At 57.5% G+C, this 19,018-nt stretch carries 20 protein-coding genes; 7 read left to right on the forward strand and 13 right to left on the reverse strand.

Annotated features, from left to right (window positions below; genetic code table 11):
• The first annotated feature begins 161 nt into the window (after nt 1-161).
• The 3 genes from ACIP6G_RS06385 (at nt 162) to ACIP6G_RS06395 (ending at nt 2,485) form a co-directional block, all read left to right on the forward strand.
• A complete protein-coding gene (locus ACIP6G_RS06385; protein ID WP_105658256.1) occupies nt 162-1,247 on the forward strand; it encodes an S-(hydroxymethyl)mycothiol dehydrogenase in 1,086 nt (361 codons plus the stop codon).
• Nucleotides 1,247-1,876, forward strand: coding sequence for an MBL fold metallo-hydrolase (locus ACIP6G_RS06390; RefSeq protein ID WP_105658255.1), 630 nt, complete (start codon nt 1,247-1,249; stop codon nt 1,874-1,876). Before ACIP6G_RS06385 ends, ACIP6G_RS06390 begins: the two co-directional genes overlap by 1 nt.
• A gap of 96 nt (nt 1,877-1,972) precedes the next feature.
• Nucleotides 1,973-2,485, forward strand: a complete 513-nt coding sequence (locus ACIP6G_RS06395) for a hypothetical protein (RefSeq protein ID WP_332727676.1) — start codon at nt 1,973-1,975, stop codon at nt 2,483-2,485.
• Here ACIP6G_RS06395 and ACIP6G_RS06400 read toward each other — a convergent pair.
• A complete protein-coding gene (locus tag ACIP6G_RS06400) occupies nt 2,482-3,210 on the reverse strand; it encodes an SOS response-associated peptidase (protein ID WP_105658253.1) in 729 nt (242 codons plus the stop codon). The genes ACIP6G_RS06395 and ACIP6G_RS06400 overlap by 4 nt on opposite strands.
• Before the next feature lie 127 nt (nt 3,211-3,337).
• Between ACIP6G_RS06400 and ACIP6G_RS06405 the strand changes: the two genes are divergently transcribed.
• Nucleotides 3,338-3,616 carry a glutaredoxin domain-containing protein gene (locus ACIP6G_RS06405; RefSeq protein ID WP_105658252.1) on the forward strand — a complete coding sequence of 93 codons (279 nt, stop codon included), beginning with the start codon at nt 3,338-3,340 and terminating at the stop codon, nt 3,614-3,616.
• A gap of 59 nt (nt 3,617-3,675) precedes the next feature.
• On the opposite strand, the gene ACIP6G_RS06410 is transcribed toward ACIP6G_RS06405, so the two are convergent.
• Nucleotides 3,676-4,413: a biotin/lipoate A/B protein ligase family protein gene (locus ACIP6G_RS06410; protein ID WP_400289271.1), complete on the reverse strand. Its 738-nt coding sequence runs from the start codon at nt 4,411-4,413 to the stop codon at nt 3,676-3,678.
• Between the two features lie 95 nt (nt 4,414-4,508).
• Here ACIP6G_RS06410 and ACIP6G_RS06415 point away from each other — a divergent pair, with 95 nt between their 5' ends.
• Nucleotides 4,509-5,123: a uridine kinase gene (locus tag ACIP6G_RS06415; protein WP_400289273.1), complete on the forward strand. Its 615-nt coding sequence runs from the start codon at nt 4,509-4,511 to the stop codon at nt 5,121-5,123.
• Here the strand turns inward: ACIP6G_RS06415 and ACIP6G_RS06420 are convergent.
• Together ACIP6G_RS06420 and ACIP6G_RS06425 are read right to left on the reverse strand one after the other, a co-directional pair.
• Nucleotides 5,120-5,938: a thioesterase family protein gene (locus ACIP6G_RS06420; RefSeq protein ID WP_105658249.1), complete on the reverse strand. Its 819-nt coding sequence runs from the start codon at nt 5,936-5,938 to the stop codon at nt 5,120-5,122. The two genes, ACIP6G_RS06415 and ACIP6G_RS06420, sit on opposite strands and share 4 nt — an antisense overlap.
• A 72-nt stretch (nt 5,939-6,010) precedes the next feature.
• The gene (locus ACIP6G_RS06425) at nt 6,011-6,586 is read right to left on the reverse strand and encodes a helix-turn-helix domain-containing protein (RefSeq protein WP_332595150.1); all 576 of its coding nucleotides are present in this window, start codon (nt 6,584-6,586) and stop codon (nt 6,011-6,013) included.
• 76 nt (nt 6,587-6,662) lie between these two features.
• On the opposite strand from ACIP6G_RS06425, the gene ACIP6G_RS06430 reads away from it, so the two are divergent.
• Entirely contained in the window at nt 6,663-7,598 is a 936-nt protein-coding gene (locus ACIP6G_RS06430) for an NAD(P)/FAD-dependent oxidoreductase (RefSeq protein ID WP_400289275.1), read from the forward strand.
• Nucleotides 7,599-8,275: 677 nt separating this feature from the next.
• Nucleotides 8,276-8,479, forward strand: a complete 204-nt coding sequence (locus ACIP6G_RS06435) for a cold-shock protein (RefSeq protein WP_013349123.1) — start codon at nt 8,276-8,278, stop codon at nt 8,477-8,479.
• Between the two features lie 304 nt (nt 8,480-8,783).
• Here ACIP6G_RS06435 and ACIP6G_RS06440 read toward each other — a convergent pair whose 3' ends face one another.
• From ACIP6G_RS06440 to poxB, 9 genes are all read right to left on the reverse strand, one after another.
• Nucleotides 8,784-9,059, reverse strand: a complete 276-nt coding sequence (locus ACIP6G_RS06440) for an FAD-dependent monooxygenase (protein ID WP_400289278.1) — start codon at nt 9,057-9,059, stop codon at nt 8,784-8,786.
• 34 nt (nt 9,060-9,093) lie between these two features.
• Nucleotides 9,094-10,365, reverse strand: coding sequence for an MFS transporter (locus tag ACIP6G_RS06445; protein ID WP_400289280.1), 1,272 nt, complete (start codon nt 10,363-10,365; stop codon nt 9,094-9,096).
• Nucleotides 10,366-10,815: 450 nt separating this feature from the next.
• Nucleotides 10,816-11,175, reverse strand: coding sequence for a hypothetical protein (locus tag ACIP6G_RS06450; RefSeq protein WP_133833298.1), 360 nt, complete (start codon nt 11,173-11,175; stop codon nt 10,816-10,818).
• Nucleotides 11,176-11,707: 532 nt separating this feature from the next.
• Complete coding sequence (gene nrdF / locus ACIP6G_RS06455) at nt 11,708-12,682, reverse strand: class 1b ribonucleoside-diphosphate reductase subunit beta (RefSeq protein ID WP_105658533.1); 975 nt, start codon at nt 12,680-12,682, stop codon at nt 11,708-11,710.
• 214 nt (nt 12,683-12,896) lie between these two features.
• Nucleotides 12,897-15,035: a class 1b ribonucleoside-diphosphate reductase subunit alpha gene (nrdE, locus tag ACIP6G_RS06460; RefSeq protein WP_105658532.1), complete on the reverse strand. Its 2,139-nt coding sequence runs from the start codon at nt 15,033-15,035 to the stop codon at nt 12,897-12,899.
• Nucleotides 15,032-15,517, reverse strand: coding sequence for a class Ib ribonucleoside-diphosphate reductase assembly flavoprotein NrdI (gene nrdI, locus ACIP6G_RS06465; RefSeq protein WP_105658531.1), 486 nt, complete (start codon nt 15,515-15,517; stop codon nt 15,032-15,034). Before nrdI ends, nrdE begins: the two co-directional genes overlap by 4 nt.
• Before the next feature lie 42 nt (nt 15,518-15,559).
• Nucleotides 15,560-15,790 (reverse strand): glutaredoxin-like protein NrdH, encoded by a 231-nt coding sequence (gene nrdH, locus ACIP6G_RS06470; RefSeq protein WP_013349130.1) that lies wholly within the window; start codon nt 15,788-15,790, stop codon nt 15,560-15,562.
• Between the two features lie 514 nt (nt 15,791-16,304).
• Nucleotides 16,305-17,042, reverse strand: coding sequence for a YggS family pyridoxal phosphate-dependent enzyme (locus ACIP6G_RS06475; RefSeq protein WP_133833297.1), 738 nt, complete (start codon nt 17,040-17,042; stop codon nt 16,305-16,307).
• Between the two features lie 75 nt (nt 17,043-17,117).
• Nucleotides 17,118-18,842 (reverse strand): ubiquinone-dependent pyruvate dehydrogenase, encoded by a 1,725-nt coding sequence (poxB, locus tag ACIP6G_RS06480; RefSeq protein ID WP_105658529.1) that lies wholly within the window; start codon nt 18,840-18,842, stop codon nt 17,118-17,120.
• Nucleotides 18,843-19,018 lie beyond the last annotated feature (176 nt).

Consider the following 19,018-nt stretch of genomic DNA (forward strand, 5'->3'; position numbering starts at 1 on the left):
CTGCCCCGTCACATCCATTCCGGGGGCAACCCGTGATCAACCTGCACAAATTGGCTCTGCGCGAAACTGCCTGCGTCATTGTGTCTCGAATGCTCGATTAGCACCTGAGACACCGATAGCATCGAGAGAGCACTAGCCAATCGTTCCAGGAGCTAAATCCCATGTCCCATAAGGTCAAAGCCGTTATTTCCCGCGTCAAGGACGCACCCGTAGAGGTCGTAGACATCATCGTTCCGGATCCGGGTCCCGGAGAAGTAGTTGTCGATGTGCTCACCACCGGTGTCTGCCACACCGACCTGCACTACAAGCTCGGCGGAATTGGCGACGAGTACCCGTACCTGCTGGGCCACGAGTCCACCGCAGTAGTCAGCCAGATCGGCGAGAACGTCACCAACGTCAAGGTCGGCGACCGCGTGATCCTGAACTGGCGTGCAGTCTGCGGCCAGTGCCGCGCTTGCGCCAAGGGCGAGCCGAAGTACTGCTTCAACACCTTCAATGCCACCCAGAAGATGACCCTGGAAGATGGCACCGAGCTTTCCCCAGCGCTGGGCATCGGGTCCTTCGCCGAAAAGACCCTGGTCCACTCCGGCCAGTGCACCATCGTGGATGAAGAAGCCGACCCGGCCGCAGTAGGCCTGCTCGGTTGCGGTGTCATGGCCGGCATCGGGGCAGCGATCAATACCGGCGAGATCAAGCGCGGCGAGTCCGTCGCAGTGATCGGTTGCGGTGGCGTGGGCGCTGCTGCCATCGCCGGCGCGCAGCTGGCCGGCGCAACAACCATCATCGCGGTGGACGTGAACCCGGACAAGCTGGAAGGCGCCAAGAAGTTCGGCGCCACCCACACCGTGGATTCCTCCAAGGTCGACGCCGTGGAAGCCATCCAGGCGCTGACCGGCGGCTTCGGCGCCGACGTCGTCATCGACGCGGTGGGCCGCCCGGAAACCTACAAGCAGGCCTTCTACGCCCGCGATCTTGCTGGCCGCGTCGTATTGGTAGGCGTGCCAACTCCGGAGATGAAGCTCGAGCTGCCGCTGCTCGATGTCTTCGGCCGCGGCGGCTCGCTGAAGAGCTCGTGGTACGGCGACTGCCTGCCGAGCCACGACTTCCCGATGCTCGTCGAGCAGTACAAGCTCGGCCGCCTGGATCTGGATGCCTTTGTCACCGAACGCATCACGATCGATGAAATCGAAGACGCGTTCACCAAGATGCATGAAGGCACCGTGCTTCGTTCGGTGGTGGAGCTCTAGTGGCCGCCCGCATCGAGAACGTCGTCACTTCCGGCACCTTCTCCCTGGATGGCGGGACGTGGGATGTCGATAACAACGTCTGGATCGTCGGCGATGATTCCGAGGTGATGGTCATCGACCCGGCACATGATGTAGCCAAGATCCGCGAAGCTGTGGGCGATCGAGAAGTCATGGCCGTGCTGCTTACCCACGGGCACGATGACCACATCCGCGCGGCTGGCGAATTCGCCGACGCCGTGGATGCACCGCTGTTCTTGAACCCGGAAGACCGCATGCTCTGGGAAGCTGTCTACCCCGAGCGCGATGTGGACGCAGAAATCAGCGAAGGCGATTCATTCACCATCGCCGGCACCACGCTGACCGCCCTGCACACCCCGGGGCACTCTCCGGGCTCAACCTGCTTCTACGCTGAAGACCTCGGTGTACTGTTCAGCGGCGACACCCTGTTCAACGGCGGCCCGGGTGCTACCGGTCGCAGCTACTCCAGCTTCGAGACGATCGTCGAGTCGATCCGCACCAAGCTGCTGGTCCTGCCAGCTGAAACCGTGGTCAATACCGGCCACGGCGATGCCACCTCCATCGGTGCAGAAGCGCCGAACCTGGATGAATGGATCAAGCGCGGTCACTAAGCACCACGCATCGAGCGGCAGCAGGCCTTTAGAGCCGGCTGCCGCTCGTGTTTAAAGTTGATGCGCAAAACATCTGGTGATGGCAAGATTAAATACATGCCTTCAGATAAACGCTACAAGTCCGCCACTGCCTTATTCCTGGGCGCAGCAGTATTCATCATCGTCGGCATCGTCGTGCTGTGGTGGGACAGTCAACAAGAAGTAGTTTTCTACTCTGGATCCTATGTACCGCTGGTCGAAGACTCTGAAATCTACTTTGGCCCGGGTCCCGCCGAAGTTCTCGGTTGGGTGCTGGCTTTGCTCGGCGTTGGCGCGCTGGGGATTGCCGGCGGCTTATCGCTTCGCCAGCTCGCTCGGTTCAAGGCCTGGTTCCTGATCGCCGGGCTGCTGTTGGCAGCAGGTGGCATCGGAGCACTGCTATGGGACTACAACCAGGTTCGAACCTTCGGCTGGTTCGCCTATGCCCCGCTGAGCGAAGCAGCATTCGTTCCTGACAGCGCAGCCCACGTCATGGGCGAGCTGGGACTTGTGGCAGGAACCCTGCTGGCCAGCAGCTACCTGGGGTTCCGGCTCGGGTCCAAGCCCAGCGGCTCAGCCATCCGCGGCTAAAACAGCGAGTTGCTGTGCGCCGCAATCAGCTCCGGCGAATTATTGCGCACATTGCCAACAGCGGTATCGACCTCATGCATAGTCCATTGGGAAGCCACATCGAAAGCTTCGGCGCGAATCTGCTCGATCAGCCCTTCACCGTCTTCCTCGGCAGGGTTCATCCACCGGCCCATCATCTCCTTGCCCAACGGAATGGGCAGGCGATCATGCAGGCCCGCAAGTTCGCCGAGCACCCCAGGCTCTTCCGCCGAAGGTGAATCCATGGTCATGATCGAGGTGGAAAGAATCCAGGACCCGTCCTGGTCCTTCCACCATTCGTAGAGGCCGGCGAAGAAGATCAGCTTTCCATCCTCGCGATGCACGTAGAAGGGGCGCTTTTTGCTGCCTTCCTTTTTCCATTCGTAATACCCTTCCACTGGGACGACGGCACGGCGCTTCTTCACCGCCGAACGGAAGGTCGGCTTGGTGCTGGCCGTCTCGCTGCGCGCATTGAAGGCGCGCACCCCGACCGCGAGCTCCTTGGCCCATCCTGGCACCAGCCCCCACCGTGCTACATGGATCTGGCGGTGCAGCTCATCGTCGATCAGCCGCTCGAGCACAACCGGCACGTCGGTAGTCGGAGCAATGTTCCAGGACTGGCGCAGTTCCAGATTGGCGTCCGCTTCCGCCTCGGCCTCTGCCACCAGATCGCCGATGGCTTTGGCCATCACATATCGTCCGCACATCGCCTACCCCTTAGAACCGGCATCAAGGAAAATCTGCTCCCCAGTCTAGCGAGCGGAGCAAAAGAATCCAGCGAACTTTTTCTACCCCTCCGGGAACAAAGTAAACATCATTGCCGTTACACCATGTATGAGCAACGAATTGAAGCTTGACCAGTACGTTCCCGCTGCCGGCGGAGTCACCATGTTCACCACCAGCTGGTGCGGCTACTGCCGCAACCTCAAGCGCCTGATGGACCAGAAGGGTGTCGCATACACCGAGGTGAATATCGAAGAAGTCGAAGGCACCGCAGAGATCGTCGAGGCGTTCAACAACGGCAACCAAACCGTGCCAACCCTGATCTTCCCGGACGGCACCGCAGCCACCAACCCGCGCATTGACGAGGTTGTTGAGCGAGTCGGCGCCTAGATCCGGCCGCGAACCAAAATCGGCACCCGTATCGGGTGCCGATTCTTTTTTAAGCTGTGCTAGATGCCTTGCAGCGTGGCGTGCTCGCCATATTCGTCGAGCAGCGCTGAAATAAATGCTTCGGTGGTGACAGCGGCGAGCAGATCATTAGCCGCGCCTACCGTCGTGGGATCCATTGGAATGCCCATTGCTTGGTAGACCCCATCGAGGACTTGCCGCAACGGCGCGGAATCCTCGACAACAAAGACCGAAGAGAACAGCCATGCCCCGGAAACCACACGCTGAGCTGTGCCTACCAGCTTCACTGGATAGTTGCGCGGCGATTTCCCATCAGGGAGGCCATGCACCGAATGATCTCCCGGGCAATACTCCCCCGGGATTGGCCCGACTTGCGCATTCACGCCAAGGCGCTGGAAAGCGTTGGCATACACCCTCGCGAAGACCTCGAAGCGATTCTGCTGGCGCATCACCGCCTCGGCTTCGGGCTCAATATGATCAACGATCAATGTACCCCGGTGATACGCGGCGGCCCGGCCTCCAGCTTTGCGCACCAAGGGAGCAAAGCCTTGCTGCTGCGCTACGTCACGAGCCGCCTCATAGCCCTCTAGCCGCACATCGCGCTGGCCGAAGGCCAGGGTCGGGTCCGGACGATAGAGCCGTAGCAGCGCGCCGCTTTCGCCAGATTGGACGCTGCGCAGCAGTTGCACTCCACGTTCTAGGTCAACAGCCGGGTCTCCGCTAGGATTTTCGATTTCCACAGATAACGGCGCATCTGACTGGGGGTTCCACAAACTCATAAATCTGAGTCTAATTCAGCAATTCGCTCCAGGCGGAGCAGATGTCACAGCATCCGATTGCCGATGGCCGAGGTTTCTGGGCCATAATAAAAGGCGTGCCAAATTCTTCTACCCCTGTCATCCTGATCGGCGGACCGTCCGGCTCCGGCAAGTCCTATCTCGCGTCGAAATTCGGCCGACCCCACCTGCCGCTGGACGAGTTCTACCGCCAGATCAGCGAAGACGGGAATCCCGTTGATTTCCCCCGTACCGGTTACGGCGAAATCGATTGGGACAATTCGGCTACCTGGAATCAGGAAGCCGCACTGCAGGCTATCGATGATTTGCTCTACCTTGGTACCACTCGGGTCCCTAACTACTCGATCACGACCTCGAGCTACAACGGGCATCGTGAAATCGCTTGCGCAGACGGGCCGATTGTCGCCGAAGGCATCTTCCTCTACGAAATTCTTGAGCCGCTGCGCGCCAAGGGCATTAACGTCCAAGCGTATTACGTGGACGAACCGGCATTGGTAACTGCTCTTCGACGGTTCGTGCGCGATGTAGCACAGCGCCGGAAACCGGTCCTGTTCTTGGTCAAGCGCGGCTATGCACTTTTCCGGGCCCACGGTGCAGACCGGGAAAAGTACCGCCAGCGCCAGTTCACGCTGAAGTCCAAGCCTGAGCTCAAGAAGCTGCTGGCCAAGCTTTCAACCGGCGCATCGAGCTAGCGCGAACGGACCGTCAGGATCTGTTCAGCACGGCCGAAAGGGCCTGCTTCATCGTGCAATACCGTTGAGGTCAGGCCGATGCCGTCAGTGCCGAAGCTCTGCTGGACATCCAGGCCCAGCCACTTGCCCTCGGGCTTGCGGTACATGTGGATCTGCAGATCCACGTTCGGGTAGATCCAGGTTCCTTCCCCCGGATCCACGCGCGGCACCACACCGTTTGCCGTGTCGATCATTCCCACCAAGCTGGACAACGCTGTGGCGTCTCCTGTGTCGACGAGGTCATGAGGAGTACGCAGCCACGCAAAACCTCGACCCGGCCGCAGCTCATCATTGGCGCGCATCTCGATGGATTTGATGTAGCCGCCGGGCCACTGCTCACTGATTTCGCGCACCGCGCAGGCCTCTGGGCCTGGGATTTCCTTGTCTTCAACCCCTGCAACAGCACTGGTGTCACCCGTAATCACCCGCCATGCGCGCGCAACGATGCTGGTGCGGCCCTTGGCCGTCATTTCGGCCTCGATCAATTCGATCGTCCGGCCGGGACGGACCATTCGCGTTGAGATCTCGAATTCTCCGGCGTGAATAAGGCCATGGATCTCATAGCTGATCCGTGCGATGCGCATGTCTTCACGAGGCTGGAAATTTTCCAAGGCGTAGGCCAAGATTCCAGAGGCAGGACCCATGTGCTGCTCCTGGGGATTCCACGCACCTTGGGAATGCCACGACGATCGATAGCGACCTTCACCGAGTGCTTCGAAATAGAAATTGCCATCAGCTAGGACCTGTTCAAGCTCCTCGTTGAGCTGGTGCGTCATCGTTGCCCTCCTGGCCTCGCAGTGTTCAATACTCTGCCCTCAGGTTATCCAAGAGTAATTGAAATCACTAAACTAGCTGGCTGTGTCGTGCTCATGGGCTCGTTGGCCTGCATGATCCATGATTCCGAGCACCTCGGCAATGCCATTGACCGCCCACAGGGCATGAGGAGTCATTGTGTCGAACTGCGCAGATTGCCCCGCCTTCACGTGATAGGTGCGATCTCCTAGCTTTAGCTGGATTTCTCCGAGGAGCACTGTGAACCATTCCTTGCCCGGATGAATACGCAGCTCGGTGGGAGCAGGCGCCTGCGAAGGGTCGAAACGCATTTTCGACACATTCACCCCGTTAACTGCGTCATCGGTGGACAGCTTCCACATGGTTATCCCGGGCATCGAAATCGGCTCCGGGCGGATAATAATCTCGGCTTCAGAGGTCGATACGAGCTCATCCAAGCTGGTATTCAGTGCCTTGGCTATTGGAACCAGCTGGTCAAGGGCAATACGCCGGCCTCCCGTTTCAATCCTGCTGAGCGTGGAAACGCTCAGGGAAGCCTTGCTCGCCAACGATTCCAACGACCAGCCTAGGTTCTGCCGCAACGTTCTTATGCGCTGGCGGATGACTTGGTCAACTTCAAATTCTTGCGTCATGCGCAAAACGGTACACCCCACAGCGCAAAACGTCGATACCGTGGACACAACATCACAAATAGCAGGGAGAGGAATCATGGAACATTTCGAAGCGATCATTATCGGCGGCGGCAGTGCCGGGCTCGCGGCCGCAGTCACATTGGGCCGCTCACGGCGTACCGTCCTGGTCATCGACGAGGGAAATCCGCGAAACGCGGCAGCGCAGCATGCCCACAACGTTCTGGGAAACGAGGGCATCAACCCGCTGGACCTCCTGGCCCGCGGACGGCAGGAAGCGATTGGCTATGGTGCGCGGATCATCGAAGGCGGGGTGGAGAACCTCACCGGTTCGCTGGACACCGGATTCAGCGTCTCTGCTGCAGGGAATACCTTTAGTGCCGAAAGAATCGTGCTGGCAACGGGCCTCATTGATGATTTGCCGTCGATTCCGGGGCTGGCCCAAGCATGGGGTGATACCGCGATCCATTGCGCATACTGCCACGGCTGGGAAGTGCGTGACCAGGAGATCCTGGTACTCGGAATCGGCCCCATGAGCACGCACCAAGCAATGATGTTCAGCCAGCTCAGCTCGAAGATCACCTTCGTCAACCACACCCCGGATGCATTGAATGATGAAAATCGCGCGACACTTGCCGCATTGGGAATACCGGTGGTTGAGCAGCCAGTGAAAGCAATCGATTTCGATACCCAAGGGACTCTGGATTCAGTCACACTGGCAGACGGCCAGAAGATCAGCGCTCAAGCTCTGGTCGTAGCAAGCCGAATGAACGCACAAGCCTCGCTCTATCTGAAGCTCGGCGGACAGCTTGCCGAGCACCCGCTTGGCACCTTCATCCAGGTCAATGAAATGGGTGCCACAGCCCTGCCAGGGGTTTATGCGGCAGGGAATGCCAGCAACCTAGGTGCGATGGTCATGGCAGCAGCCGCAGCCGGAACGATCGCCGGAGCAGCCATAAATGCGGATCTGCTCGGACATCAGCTAGCTAAGGTCCAGGCGCAAGCGAATCCGTAACTGCTGGCTCTACCCCTTCGGGCACCGGCCCAAACGGGGTAGAGCCAGGGCCGCAGGGTGAGCATGAAAATAGCCCGCATCAATTTTCCGGAAAAATAATATTTACTAAAACACTAGTCAACAAGCAAATAACGAATGTCGATGCAACGATTTGCATTGCCAAAACGCCCAAGTATCACGCATCACGCCCCACGGACCAGCGATCAATGGTACGCTTGATTTGTTACCTCAACGGTTGCAGGTGTGAGTCCCCGCCAGTAATTGTTAGCAGTAGGATTTGTAGCACAGCCAACAAATCGTCTGTGCTTTACAAATCGGTTCATCGATCTTCAGATCGAATGAGCTCCTATCGAAACGAATTCTTCATCTTCTCTTCTTCACTGCAGATAAAACATCTCGACGACTCCGTACGTCACTTTTCTGTGGATTCCTTGTTCTACTCCGCTAGCGTGGGGTCATTACCCGTTAGCAGCCTGGAATCCGACGATGTTTAAGCAAGTGCAGCGACCCCCGTTTTGGCCGATACCGGCAAAATCAGTATTCGATTCTCCGTATCGACGGCAGGCGAATCGTTCTCGGCAGCTCTGCGCGAGGTAACCCCTAAATTTTCCGATTCGGAACTTCGGATCGGCAACCAGGCCACATCGTGGCCAATCAATAAATAAGGATATAACACTATGGCCACTGGCACCGTGAAATGGTTCAACGCTGAAAAGGGCTTCGGCTTCATCGCTCCTTCGGATGGATCGGCTGACGTCTTCGCACACTACAGCGCAATCCAGAGCTTCGGTTTCCGTAGCCTCGAAGAGGGCCAGACTGTTGAGTACACCCTGGAAGCTGGTCCAAAGGGCCCACAGGCAACCAACATCCAGGCTCGCTAAGAGACTTTCTTCAAAGGTGTAGTTCCCCGCAAGGTTGGAACTGCACCTTTGTTGCTTTTAACCGGTTCTTAGCTGCAGGCTTCGACCGGAGGACGTTCCCGAAGAACCCCAACGCCAAGCAATCTACCTGGCAGTTCCGTCTGCTTCGGGGCAAGCGGAAAGCAGCAGCTATCGGCATCGGCAGCCGGAATTCAGCTCGGAATTCGACTATCAACTGCACGGGCTAGTAGATTGCGGAAACTCCACTGTGGCGCCACGGCAATGAATCGACAAGGGAGCTGCATTCGCGACAGGTTAGGAACGGTTACCGGCGATCCGTTGGAGACCGGACTACTTGCCTGGGTAACTTTGCTGAACCCGATTCTTCGAATTCGCCCACCAGTCCCAGTTCATCGAGCACGTACAAAGTTGACGGACAGATGGTGCCACCGCGAAAGTCCCTGAGGAACTCACCGTGCTTGCCATAAACCGCTACTGGCACACCGCTGCGAGCAAGCATTAAACCGGCGGCCATTCCAGCCGGCCCTCCCCCAACTTTGATTGACCGCCTTCTGCCTGCCATGAATATGCTCTCCTGCATTTGAAAATGCCTATTACCGAATTGGATTTGCAGCCTACTCGTGAACAGTTCCAGCGCTATTAGACTTCATATTCACAGCGATCATGAACATCGCGAAAATCAACAGCACCACGGCCAGTCCGCGGAACCCTACAGCTGCCAAAATTGGGCCAGCGGTGAGACCGCCAAGCACACCAGCCAGATTCATGCAGAGGTCCGACGTGCCCTGCAACTTCGGACGTTCGGCAAGGCCAACTGATCCAGTAATCATCGTTGCGCCTGCAACCGTCGACGCCGACCAACCGAGGCCTAGGCTAAGCAACGCCAAAGTTGTCACGGTATGGTTCTCTGCATTGCTCCATACCAAGATGCTTGCGGTAACTAGCAACGCCTGCCCGGTAAAGATGACCGTTCGTGGACCTAGCATATCTGTGAGCCAGCCAAAGACTGGTGAGAGCGCATACATCCCCGCAACATGGACCGAAATGGTGATCCCGATGAGCGTGAGGCTTGCCCCTTGATGCTGCATGTGAATTGGAGTCATCGACATCATGGACACCATATAAAGATGAGTCAAGGCGACGGTAAGCACGGCACGCCTGGCAGCAGAAGTGTTTCTTAGGATGCTCCAGCCGCGGCGGCGAAGCTGAACCTCACTCGCTTGGGCAGCCGCCTGACGCTGTGCGATCTGCAACGGATCGGGACGCAAGCCCAGCCAATAAACAAGAACCCCTACCAGCTGGGCGCACATCGCAATAAGAAAGCCACCGGTAAACGGTGGAAGGCTAATGAACTGCGCTAGCTCTTCTCCAGGTTCAAATAAATTCGGGCCGATGACTGCACCCGCAGTTGTTGACCACACAACCAGGGAAAGGTCACGGCCTCGTGTAGCCGTGGTGGACAAGTCGGTGGCGGCGAATCGAGATTGGAGGTTCATTGCCGAACCTGTTCCCAGAACCAGCATTCCAAGCAGCAGCAATGGCCAGTATCTCAGAAAAGCTGCGGCAATGATGACGACAACACCGCTGGCTGCCAGCAATGCGCCGGTCGACAGCGAAATACGCCGGCCGAACTTCTGGGCAAGCAATGCCAAAGGCAACGCCATGATGGCAGCACCTAAAGTATTCATGGTCGCGGCCATGCCAGCCAATGCATCGAGTCCGGAAATGCTTACGATCAGCAGCGACCCCAAAGTCAGGGTTGCGCCACCGCCTAGACCTCCAAGAATTTGTCCCGCAGCGAGGACGGAAATCGACTTGCGTCGAATCCGCTGAATCTGCTGGTCGTCCAATGAACGCTGTTCATCCGAAGTGGATTCGATCTGCACATTGACTCCCCCGCATTTATAGCTACCTGTACTGTCTAAGTATCTACTATTTATCTCCGAGCGTTGATTGCGCCGCTGTGCATAACTATGGACCCACCGAAGCTGGGCTATAGCCGGAGTGGTCGCATCCCCATGAATTTCCAATTCAATGGGCTAGGTAACTCACCTTGATTGCGGATCCGCATCTGTCGACGCTCGAATAATACTGGCGTATCGCTCTGCCGGGTCAGCAGACAGTCCCACTTTAAGTTCACGGTTCACATCAACAGCGAACACCTCTGCGGCTCCGGATTGGAGTCCATCTCGCGGTCTTCAGACCCCAGTTTGGCTGAGCCGTCGGCGAAGGCGCAAAATTTCGGACCCGTATGTGAGATCGGTCCTTCCGAATAGGGCAACGGCGACGCATGCTTCTGTGGAAGCATACCGAGATTGCTATTACGCCTACTCAAGTTACTCGTTTTCACGAATCGCTGCCGCAGGCAGCTTACCTTTCGCTGCCTCAAGACCACTGCCTCCAAAGCTCAAAATACGTGCCTTGTCCGGCGCAGTCTCGATCGTTTCCATGACGTGCACCGCGAAGAGCGCCACTTGAGCTTCAAATGGTTCCAGTTGAGGCCAGAACTCTTCGCCACCAGATTGAACCGCGTGATTGAGCACTTCTTCGAAAGTGCAGTCGAATGCATATAGCTCTTGGGAGTCCGCATACCGCAAGAATACGTATCCATCTTCAGCAGGAGGCACAATAAAGACCTCGCCAAGCCCCGATAATTGGTGTTTCAATCGCTCCAGTTTGCCTGACAAGCTAGGCATTTGGACCCCCATTCTTGCTTTGGCAGAGAACCATAATGATGCAGCGATCTGATTATTCGGCCGCCGTGCTGAGGTCGCTCTCTTCTGCTTTTGTGCCCGAAGGAGTTTTTGCCGTAAGAGGCTGGACTCGCGTGGATGCTAGTCAAACCTCATTGCTCACGATACCTGCGAAATCTCGCCAGTTCGCGTTCATCTGCGGTTGCGGGCCAGGTTGCTTCCGCCCAAGCCATAATTCCCCGCGATCTGGCGGTTGTCCTTGCCTCAATGGGGATACTGCGAGAACGAGTTCCAGATTTCATAACCGCTGCTCACCGCGGAAACGGGACATTTGTCCACGCACCGGGTTCGCACGTGATAACTATTGGCGGTTCCAACACCACAGGAGCCCCAAGTTCTTGCTCGGTACACCGCTGACGTACCGTTAGCCCAGCCGGATACGTCAAGTTCGGAACTGTTTAAATGCCAGCAGGCCCGGACTCTGCATGAGTCCAGGCCTGCTGGCCATCACCAATTAGGCTGAAGATTTTCTAGATTAGAAATCCCAGTCTTCGTCTTCGGTGTTCACTGCCTTGCCGATCACGTACGACGAACCGGAACCGGAGAAGAAGTCGTGGTTCTCATCAGCGTTCGGGCTCAACGCAGCCAAAATCGCTGGCGACACATCGGTCACGGTCGACGGGAACATTGCCTCATAGCCCAGGTTCATCAGCGCCTTGTTGGCGTTGTAGTGCAAGAACTTCTTGACGTCCTCGGACAGGCCTACCGGATCATAGAGATCGTGGGTGTACTGGACTTCATTTTCGTACAGTTCATACATCAGCTCGAAGGTGTAGTCCTTCAGCTCCTGCTTGCGCTCCTCGGTCTCGTTTTCCAGACCCTTCTGGAACTTGTATCCGATGTAGTAACCGTGAACAGCTTCGTCGCGGATGATCAGGCGGATCAGGTCTGCAGTGTTGGTCAGCTTCGCATGCGAGGACCAGTGCATTGGCAGGTAGAAGCCCGAGTAGAACAAGAACGATTCGAGCAGGGTCGAAGCAATCTTGCGCTTCAGTGGATCTTCGCCGTGGTAGTAGCTCTCAATGATCTGAGCCTTCTTCTGCAGGTTCACATTTTCAGTGGACCAGCGGAAGGCTTCGTCGATTTCCTTGGTCGATGCCAAGGTCGAGAAGATCGAGGAGTAGCTCTTTGCGTGTACCGATTCCATGAAGGCAATGTTGGTGTACACGGCTTCTTCGTGTGGGGTGATCGCATCTGGAATCAGCGAAACAGCGCCAACGGTGCCCTGCAAGGTATCAAGCAGGGTCAGACCGGTGAAGACGCGCATGGTCAGCAGCTTCTCGTCTTCGGTCAGGGTTCCCCACGACTGGATGTCGTTGGACAGCGGCACCTTCTCCGGCAGCCAGAAGTTATTGACGAGACGGTTCCAGACCTCTACGTCCTTGTCGTCCTGGATACGGTTCCAGTTGATTGCCTCAACCTTGTTGGTGAGCTGAATCTTCTCGGTCATTGCCCCTCATCGAAAAGCTAAATCGTATTAAGAACTTTGCTTACAACTCTACCGTTCTTTCGAACGCCACCTGTACAGCAAGGCCCCAAGTTATTGTCAGATCGCTGACACGATCTGAGGTCGTTTTGATATGCAACAGCTGCCGTTGGACGAAACCATGCGGCAGCTGTTGCGTGATGCCATTGCCCGGCCAACCGGTCAATGGATCAAGGTCTTACAGTGCGCAGGAAACGCAGCCTTCAACCTCGGTGCCTTCCAGCGCAAGCTGGCGAAGGCGGATGTAGTACAGGCTCTTGATGCCCTTGCGCCATGCGTAGATCTGAGCCTTGTTGATGTCACGGGTGGTGACAGTGTCCTTGAAGAACAAGGTCAGCGACAGGCCCTGGTCTACGTGCTGGGTTGCGGCAGCGTAGGTGTCAATGATCTTCTCGTAGCCGATTTCGTAAGCGTCTTCGTAGAAGTCGATGTTCTCGTTGTTCATGTAAGGAGCCGGGTAGTAAACGCGGCCGATCTTACCTTCCTTGCGGATCTCGATCTTCGCTGCGACCGGGTGGATCGAGGAAGTCGAGTTGTTGATGTACGAGATCGAACCGGTGGGAGGAACTGCCTGCAAGTTCTGGTTGTAGATGCCGTGCTCCATGACAGAAGCCTTCAGCGCCTTCCAGTCTTCCTGGGTAGGAATCTGCATGCCGTCGAACAGCTCGCGGACGCGCTCGGTAGCTGGAGCCCATTCCTGCTCGGTGTACTTGTCGAAGAATTCACCGGAGGCGTACTTCGAGTTCTCGAAGTTATCGAAGGTCTCGCCGCGCTCCATGGCGATCTTGTTCGATGCAGTCAGTGCATGGAACAGGATCGTGTAGAAGTAGATATTGGTGAAGTCGATGCCTTCTTCGGAGCCGTAGTAGATGTGCTCGCGGGCCAGGAAGCCGTGCAGGTTCATCTGGCCCAGGCCGATGGCGTGCGACTTGCTGTTGCCGTCAGCAATCGAAGGAACCGAGGCGATGTAGGACATGTCCGAGACTGCGCTCAGGGCACGGATGGCGATGTCTACCGAGGTAGCCAGATCCTTGCCGTCCATGGCCTTGGCGATGTTCATCGAACCGAGGTTGCAGGAGATGTCCTTGCCGACGGTCTTGTAGCTCAGATCGTCAGAGAACTCCGAAGCGGAGGAAACCTGGAGGATTTCCGAGCACAGGTTCGACATGGTGATGCGGCCGGCAATCGGGTTGGCCTTGTTCACGGTGTCTTCGAACATGATGTACGGGTAACCGGACTCGAACTGGATCTCGGCCAGGGTCTGGAAGAACTCGCGGGCGCTGATCTTCGTCTTCTTGATCCGAGCGTCGTCTACCATCTCGTAGTACTTCTCGGTGACGGAGATTTCGCTGAACGGTACGCCATAGACGCGCTCGACGTCGTACGGGCTGAACAGGTACATGTCTTCGTTCTTGCGAGCCAGCTCGAAGGTGACATCCGGAATAACAACACCCAAGGACAGGGTCTTGATACGGATCTTCTCATCAGCGTTTTCGCGCTTGGTGTCCAAGAAGCGGTAGATATCCGGGTGGTGTGCGTTCAGGTAAACGGCACCTGCGCCCTGGCGTGCACCGAGCTGGTTTGCATAGGAGAAGGAATCTTCAAGAAGCTTCATCACCGGGATGACGCCGGAAGACTGGTTCTCGATCTGCTTGATCGGCGCACCGTGCTCACGCAGGTTGGTCAGCGACAGGGCAACGCCACCTCCGCGCTTGGACAGCTGAAGCGACGAGTTGACTGCGCGGGCAATCGATTCCATGTTGTCTTCGATGCGCAGCAGGAAGCAGGAGACGAGTTCGCCACGCTGTGCTTTGCCGGCGTTCAGGAAGGTTGGGGTGGCAGGCTGGAAGCGGCCTTCAATGATTTCATCGACCAGGTGCATTGCCAGCTTTTCATCGCCACGTGCCAGGTGCAGGGCAACCATGCATACGCGGTCTTCGTAGCGTTCCAGGTAGCGCTTGCCATCGAAGGTCTTCAGCGTGTACGAGGTGTAGAACTTGAAGGCGCCCAAGAAGGTTTCGAAACGGAACTTCTTGCCGAAGGCGTGCTTGAACAAATCCCGGATGAAGTTCATCGAGTACTGATCGAGGGTTTCACGCTCGTAGTACTCGTGCTTGACCAGATATTCAAGCTTCTCATCGAGGTCATGGAAGAACACGGTGTTGTTGTTCACGTGGTCCAAGAAGTACTGGCGAGCCGCGTAGCGGTCCACCTCAAACTGGATCTTTCCATCTGGTCCGTAAAGGTTCAGCATGGCGTTGAGGTCGTTGTAGCTCAAGCCCTGGAACTGGGCTGGGAGCTCCTTTGAGCTATTCATCGTTGCTGCCGGTTCTGCGACGCTGGTGTCCAAAAGGTTTCAAGCCCTTCTTTGACGTTGAGAACGTCTTCTGAGGTTCCCATAATTTCGAATGTGTAAAGCACGGGTACGTTGCATTTCTCGGCAATGCGTTTTGCCGCAATGCAGTAGTACTCGCCAAAGTTTGTGTTCCCTGCACCGATCACGCCGCGAAGATTCACGCGGTTCGCCTCATGCCGCAGGAACTTCATGATCTGCGGCATGATCGAGCGCTTGCCACGCTCTCCGCCATAAGTGGGTATGAGCAGCACGTATGGTGCAGTTGAGATCAGCTGCGGTTCGGTCGCATAGACCGGAATCCGTGCGGCATCCATCTCAAGTTTGTCCACGAAACGCTTGGTGTTCTCCGAAACAGATGAAAAATAGATCAGTTTCGAATCGGTGAGTTCCAGCGGTTCCTGGGCCTCAGCATTTTGCCTATCGGCAAGCGCTGCAGGTGACATTGCTTTTCGCCTCCACTACAAGCTAGCGGATGGAATTCTTGATTAGTTGGCTGGAGCCAGCAGCTCGATCTTGTCTGGGCGGAAGCCCGACCAGTGATCGTCATCGGTGATTACGACTGGTGCCTGCATGTAGCCCAAGCCACGAACGTGCTCCAAGGCTGCCGCATCCTGAGAGATGTCTACCTTGTTGTACTCGACACCCTTCTTATCCAGCGCGCGGTACGTAGCGTTGCACTGAACGCAGGAAGGCTTCGTGTAAACCGTGATGGCCATGTCCCTGATCCCCTTTAAAAAGTCTTTGTTTCGGCTAGGATCCCGGATTTTCGGAAAAGTCCTAGCCATCCTCTCGGATGCCTCAAAACCACTGTTTCGAGGTGCTTCTGGTGCGAGCCGCACCGACGGGTTCAATACTACATCTTGTGTTTGGCGGGTCAAGCGGCCACAACATGATGTATTACAAGTATGTCATTCATCCACGGCAACGTCCACAGGAACTGTGGATATTAACCCCCGATTAAACCGCGATTTCTCGCGGACTCGAGACCTTTGTCCACAGGTTGGCAGAAGTCCGCTGTGGGTTAAAAATTCTTCTTGTGAGATGTTCGTCGGCGTGTTCTGCACCCTCCATGTAGTTCGGGGTACACGGTGTGCACCACTACATGTAGTGTCGCCCCTGGCACCCACAGTTTGGCCGACGCGCGGCCGGCTGTGGAGAACGCGCAGCAAGGGCAGCTGGCGATTTGCCAGCTGCCCTTGCAACGAAGCTCAGTGGCGACGCAGAAGCGTCTTAGGCCGGGTAGGCGCGGGCACCGAAGATTCCCTGGCCTACACGCACGACGGTGGCCCCCTCGGCGATGGCCAGCTCGTAGTCGCCGCTCATGCCCATGGACAGGTGCTGGAAGCTTTCAGGAGCATCCTGTTGCAATTGGTCACGGGTTTCGCGCAGCAACGCAAAGCTGCCACGGATGGATGCTTCGTCCTTGGTATTTGCGGCCATGGTCATCAAGCCCACTGGCGTCAAGCGATCCAGCGGCGCCAAGCCGCCAAGCAAGTCCGCTGCCCCGGCAGCTTCGATGCCTGATTTGCTTTCCTCGCCGGAGGTATTGACCTGGATGAAGACTTCAAGCGTCCGATCCTCTGCCTCCAAACGGCGTTGCAGGGTCTGTGCCAGTTTCAGCGAGTCCAAGGCATGGAATTCATCAGCGAACTTCGCCACGAACTTCGCCTTGTTGGTCTGCAAGGGACCGATAATCGCATAACGCAGGTGCGGGAAATCCTCGCAGAAGTGCTCGTACTTGCCTTGGGCCTCTTGGACCTTGTTCTCCCCCAGCGTGTCCACACCGGCAGCAATGGCCAATGCCAAGCGATCGAAATCGATGGTTTTGGTGACCGGCAGCAGCCGAACTGAGCCAGCGTCGCGGCCGGCGGCCAGCGCCGCCGCGGCGATCTTCTGGTTGACAGCAGCCAGGTTGCGGGTGAAATCCTCGATGGTGGCCGCGTGGGTAGCGGCAGGTTGCGAAGCCAAAGCGCCAACTTTCTTGATGTCACAAACGTGTTGCTGGTGCCAAGGGCACCAGCAACAAGCATAGGCATAAAAGGGCTAGAACAATTGCCGCCAATTGGTTTTAGCCAGATTCAGCAGCTCGTCGCCACGCCCGGAGAGCACGGTGCGTATGGCATACAAGGCAAATCCCTTGGCTTGTTCCAACTTGATTTCCGGTGGCATCGACATCTCCTGGCGGTCGGTCACTACATCCAGCAGCGCAGGACCGTCATGGGCCAGGAATTCTTGCACCGTGGCTTCAAGCTGCGCCGAATCATCTACCCGGTAGCCCTTGAGCCCCGAGGCGGTAGCCACGGCCCCGAAGTCGGGGTTGTGCAGATCGGTGGCGTAGGTGACGAACCCGGCGGCCTTCATTTCCAGTTCCACGAAATTCAGCGAGGAGTTGTTGAACACCACGATCTTGATCGGCAGCTTGTTCTGCGTGGCGGTCAGCAGCTCACCGAGCATCATGGCCAATCCGCCGTCCCCGGCGAAGGCGATAACCTGACGCTGCCGGTCAATTGCCTGGGCGCCCAGGGCATGGCACAGTGCGTTGGCCATGGAACCGTGGTTGAAGGAGCCGAGCACCCGTCGCTTGCCGGTCATGGTCAGGTAGCGGGCCGCCCAAATCACCGGGGATCCCACATCGGCGGTGAAAATCGCATCCTCATCTGCGTGCTGGTCGATCAGCCGAGCCAGATACTGAGGATGGATTGCAGCACCCGGCTTGGAGGGCGTGGCGAGCTCGTCGAGCTTCGTACGGGTCTTGCGGTAATGCTCCACCGCTGTCTCCAGGTGCTTGCGGTGGGTCTGCACCGGCAGCAGCGCATCCAGAGCCGCCGCGGTGTCCTTCACGGTGCCCACCAGCGGGATGTCCACCCGGGTGCGCTTGCCGATCTGCTCGCCGCGGATATCCACCTGGATGATGGTCGCGTCCTGCGGGTAGAACTGCTGGTAGGGGAAGTCGGTGCCCAGCATCAGGAGCACGTCGCATTCGGCAATCGCCTTGGCGCCCGAAGCGAAACCCAGCAGGCCCGTCATGCCCACATCGAAGGGGTTCTCGTACTCGATATGCTCCTTGCCTCGCATCGCATGCACGATCGGCGCCCCGAGCTTGCCAGCCAGCGCGATCACCTCGTCATGAGCTCCTGCCACGCCCGCACCGGCCAGAATGGTGACCTTGCGCGAGCCTTCGAGGATCTCTGCGGTACGCTCCAGCTCGTCTTCATTGGGCAGCACCCGCGGGTTGGTCTTGGTGATTTCCTGGGTGGGCGTGCGTTCCATCTCCGCCAACGCGACATCGCCGGAAATCACCAGTACTGCCACGCCGCGCTTCTCGATGGCCTCGCGCATCGCAATGCGCAGCATGCGCGGCATCTGCTTGGGGTCGGAAACCTGTTCGGCATAGACCGAGCAGCCACGGAAGACTTCCACCGGGTGGGTCTCCTGGAAGTAGTTGGAACCGATCTCCTCGGTAGGGATGTGCGCTGCAATCGCCAGCACCGGCACGCGCGAGCGGTTCGCGTCGTACAGCCCGTTGATCAGGTGCAGGTTCCCCGGTCCGCAAGAGCCGACGCATACCGTCAGCTCTCCGGTGATTCCGGCTTCGGCCGCCGCGGCAAAGGCAGCGGCTTCCTCATGGCGGTGGTGGACCCATTCGATCCGCCCGTTCTCCCGCAATGAATCGGTCAAGCCGTTCAGGGAATCCCCCGGAAGGCCGTAAATCCGGCGCACTCCCTGGGTATCGAGCTGTTCAATCAGGTGGTCGGCTACGGTAGGCAAAACATTCCTCCTGCACACAATTTTCCAGTGGGTCTATTCTTCACCCTACTGCGCCAGCCACCTTGTGTCATGGGTTTTTGACGCTGCCGCAGGTTCCTCCCAACACACCGGCAGGTGGCGCACGCAACGAGCGCAAATTACGGGGCAACGCCGGCTACCCCGCACCGGTGCACCCC

Source organism: Glutamicibacter sp. NPDC088483 (assembly GCF_044753145.1).
Classification (GTDB): Bacteria; Actinomycetota; Actinomycetes; order Actinomycetales; family Micrococcaceae; genus Glutamicibacter.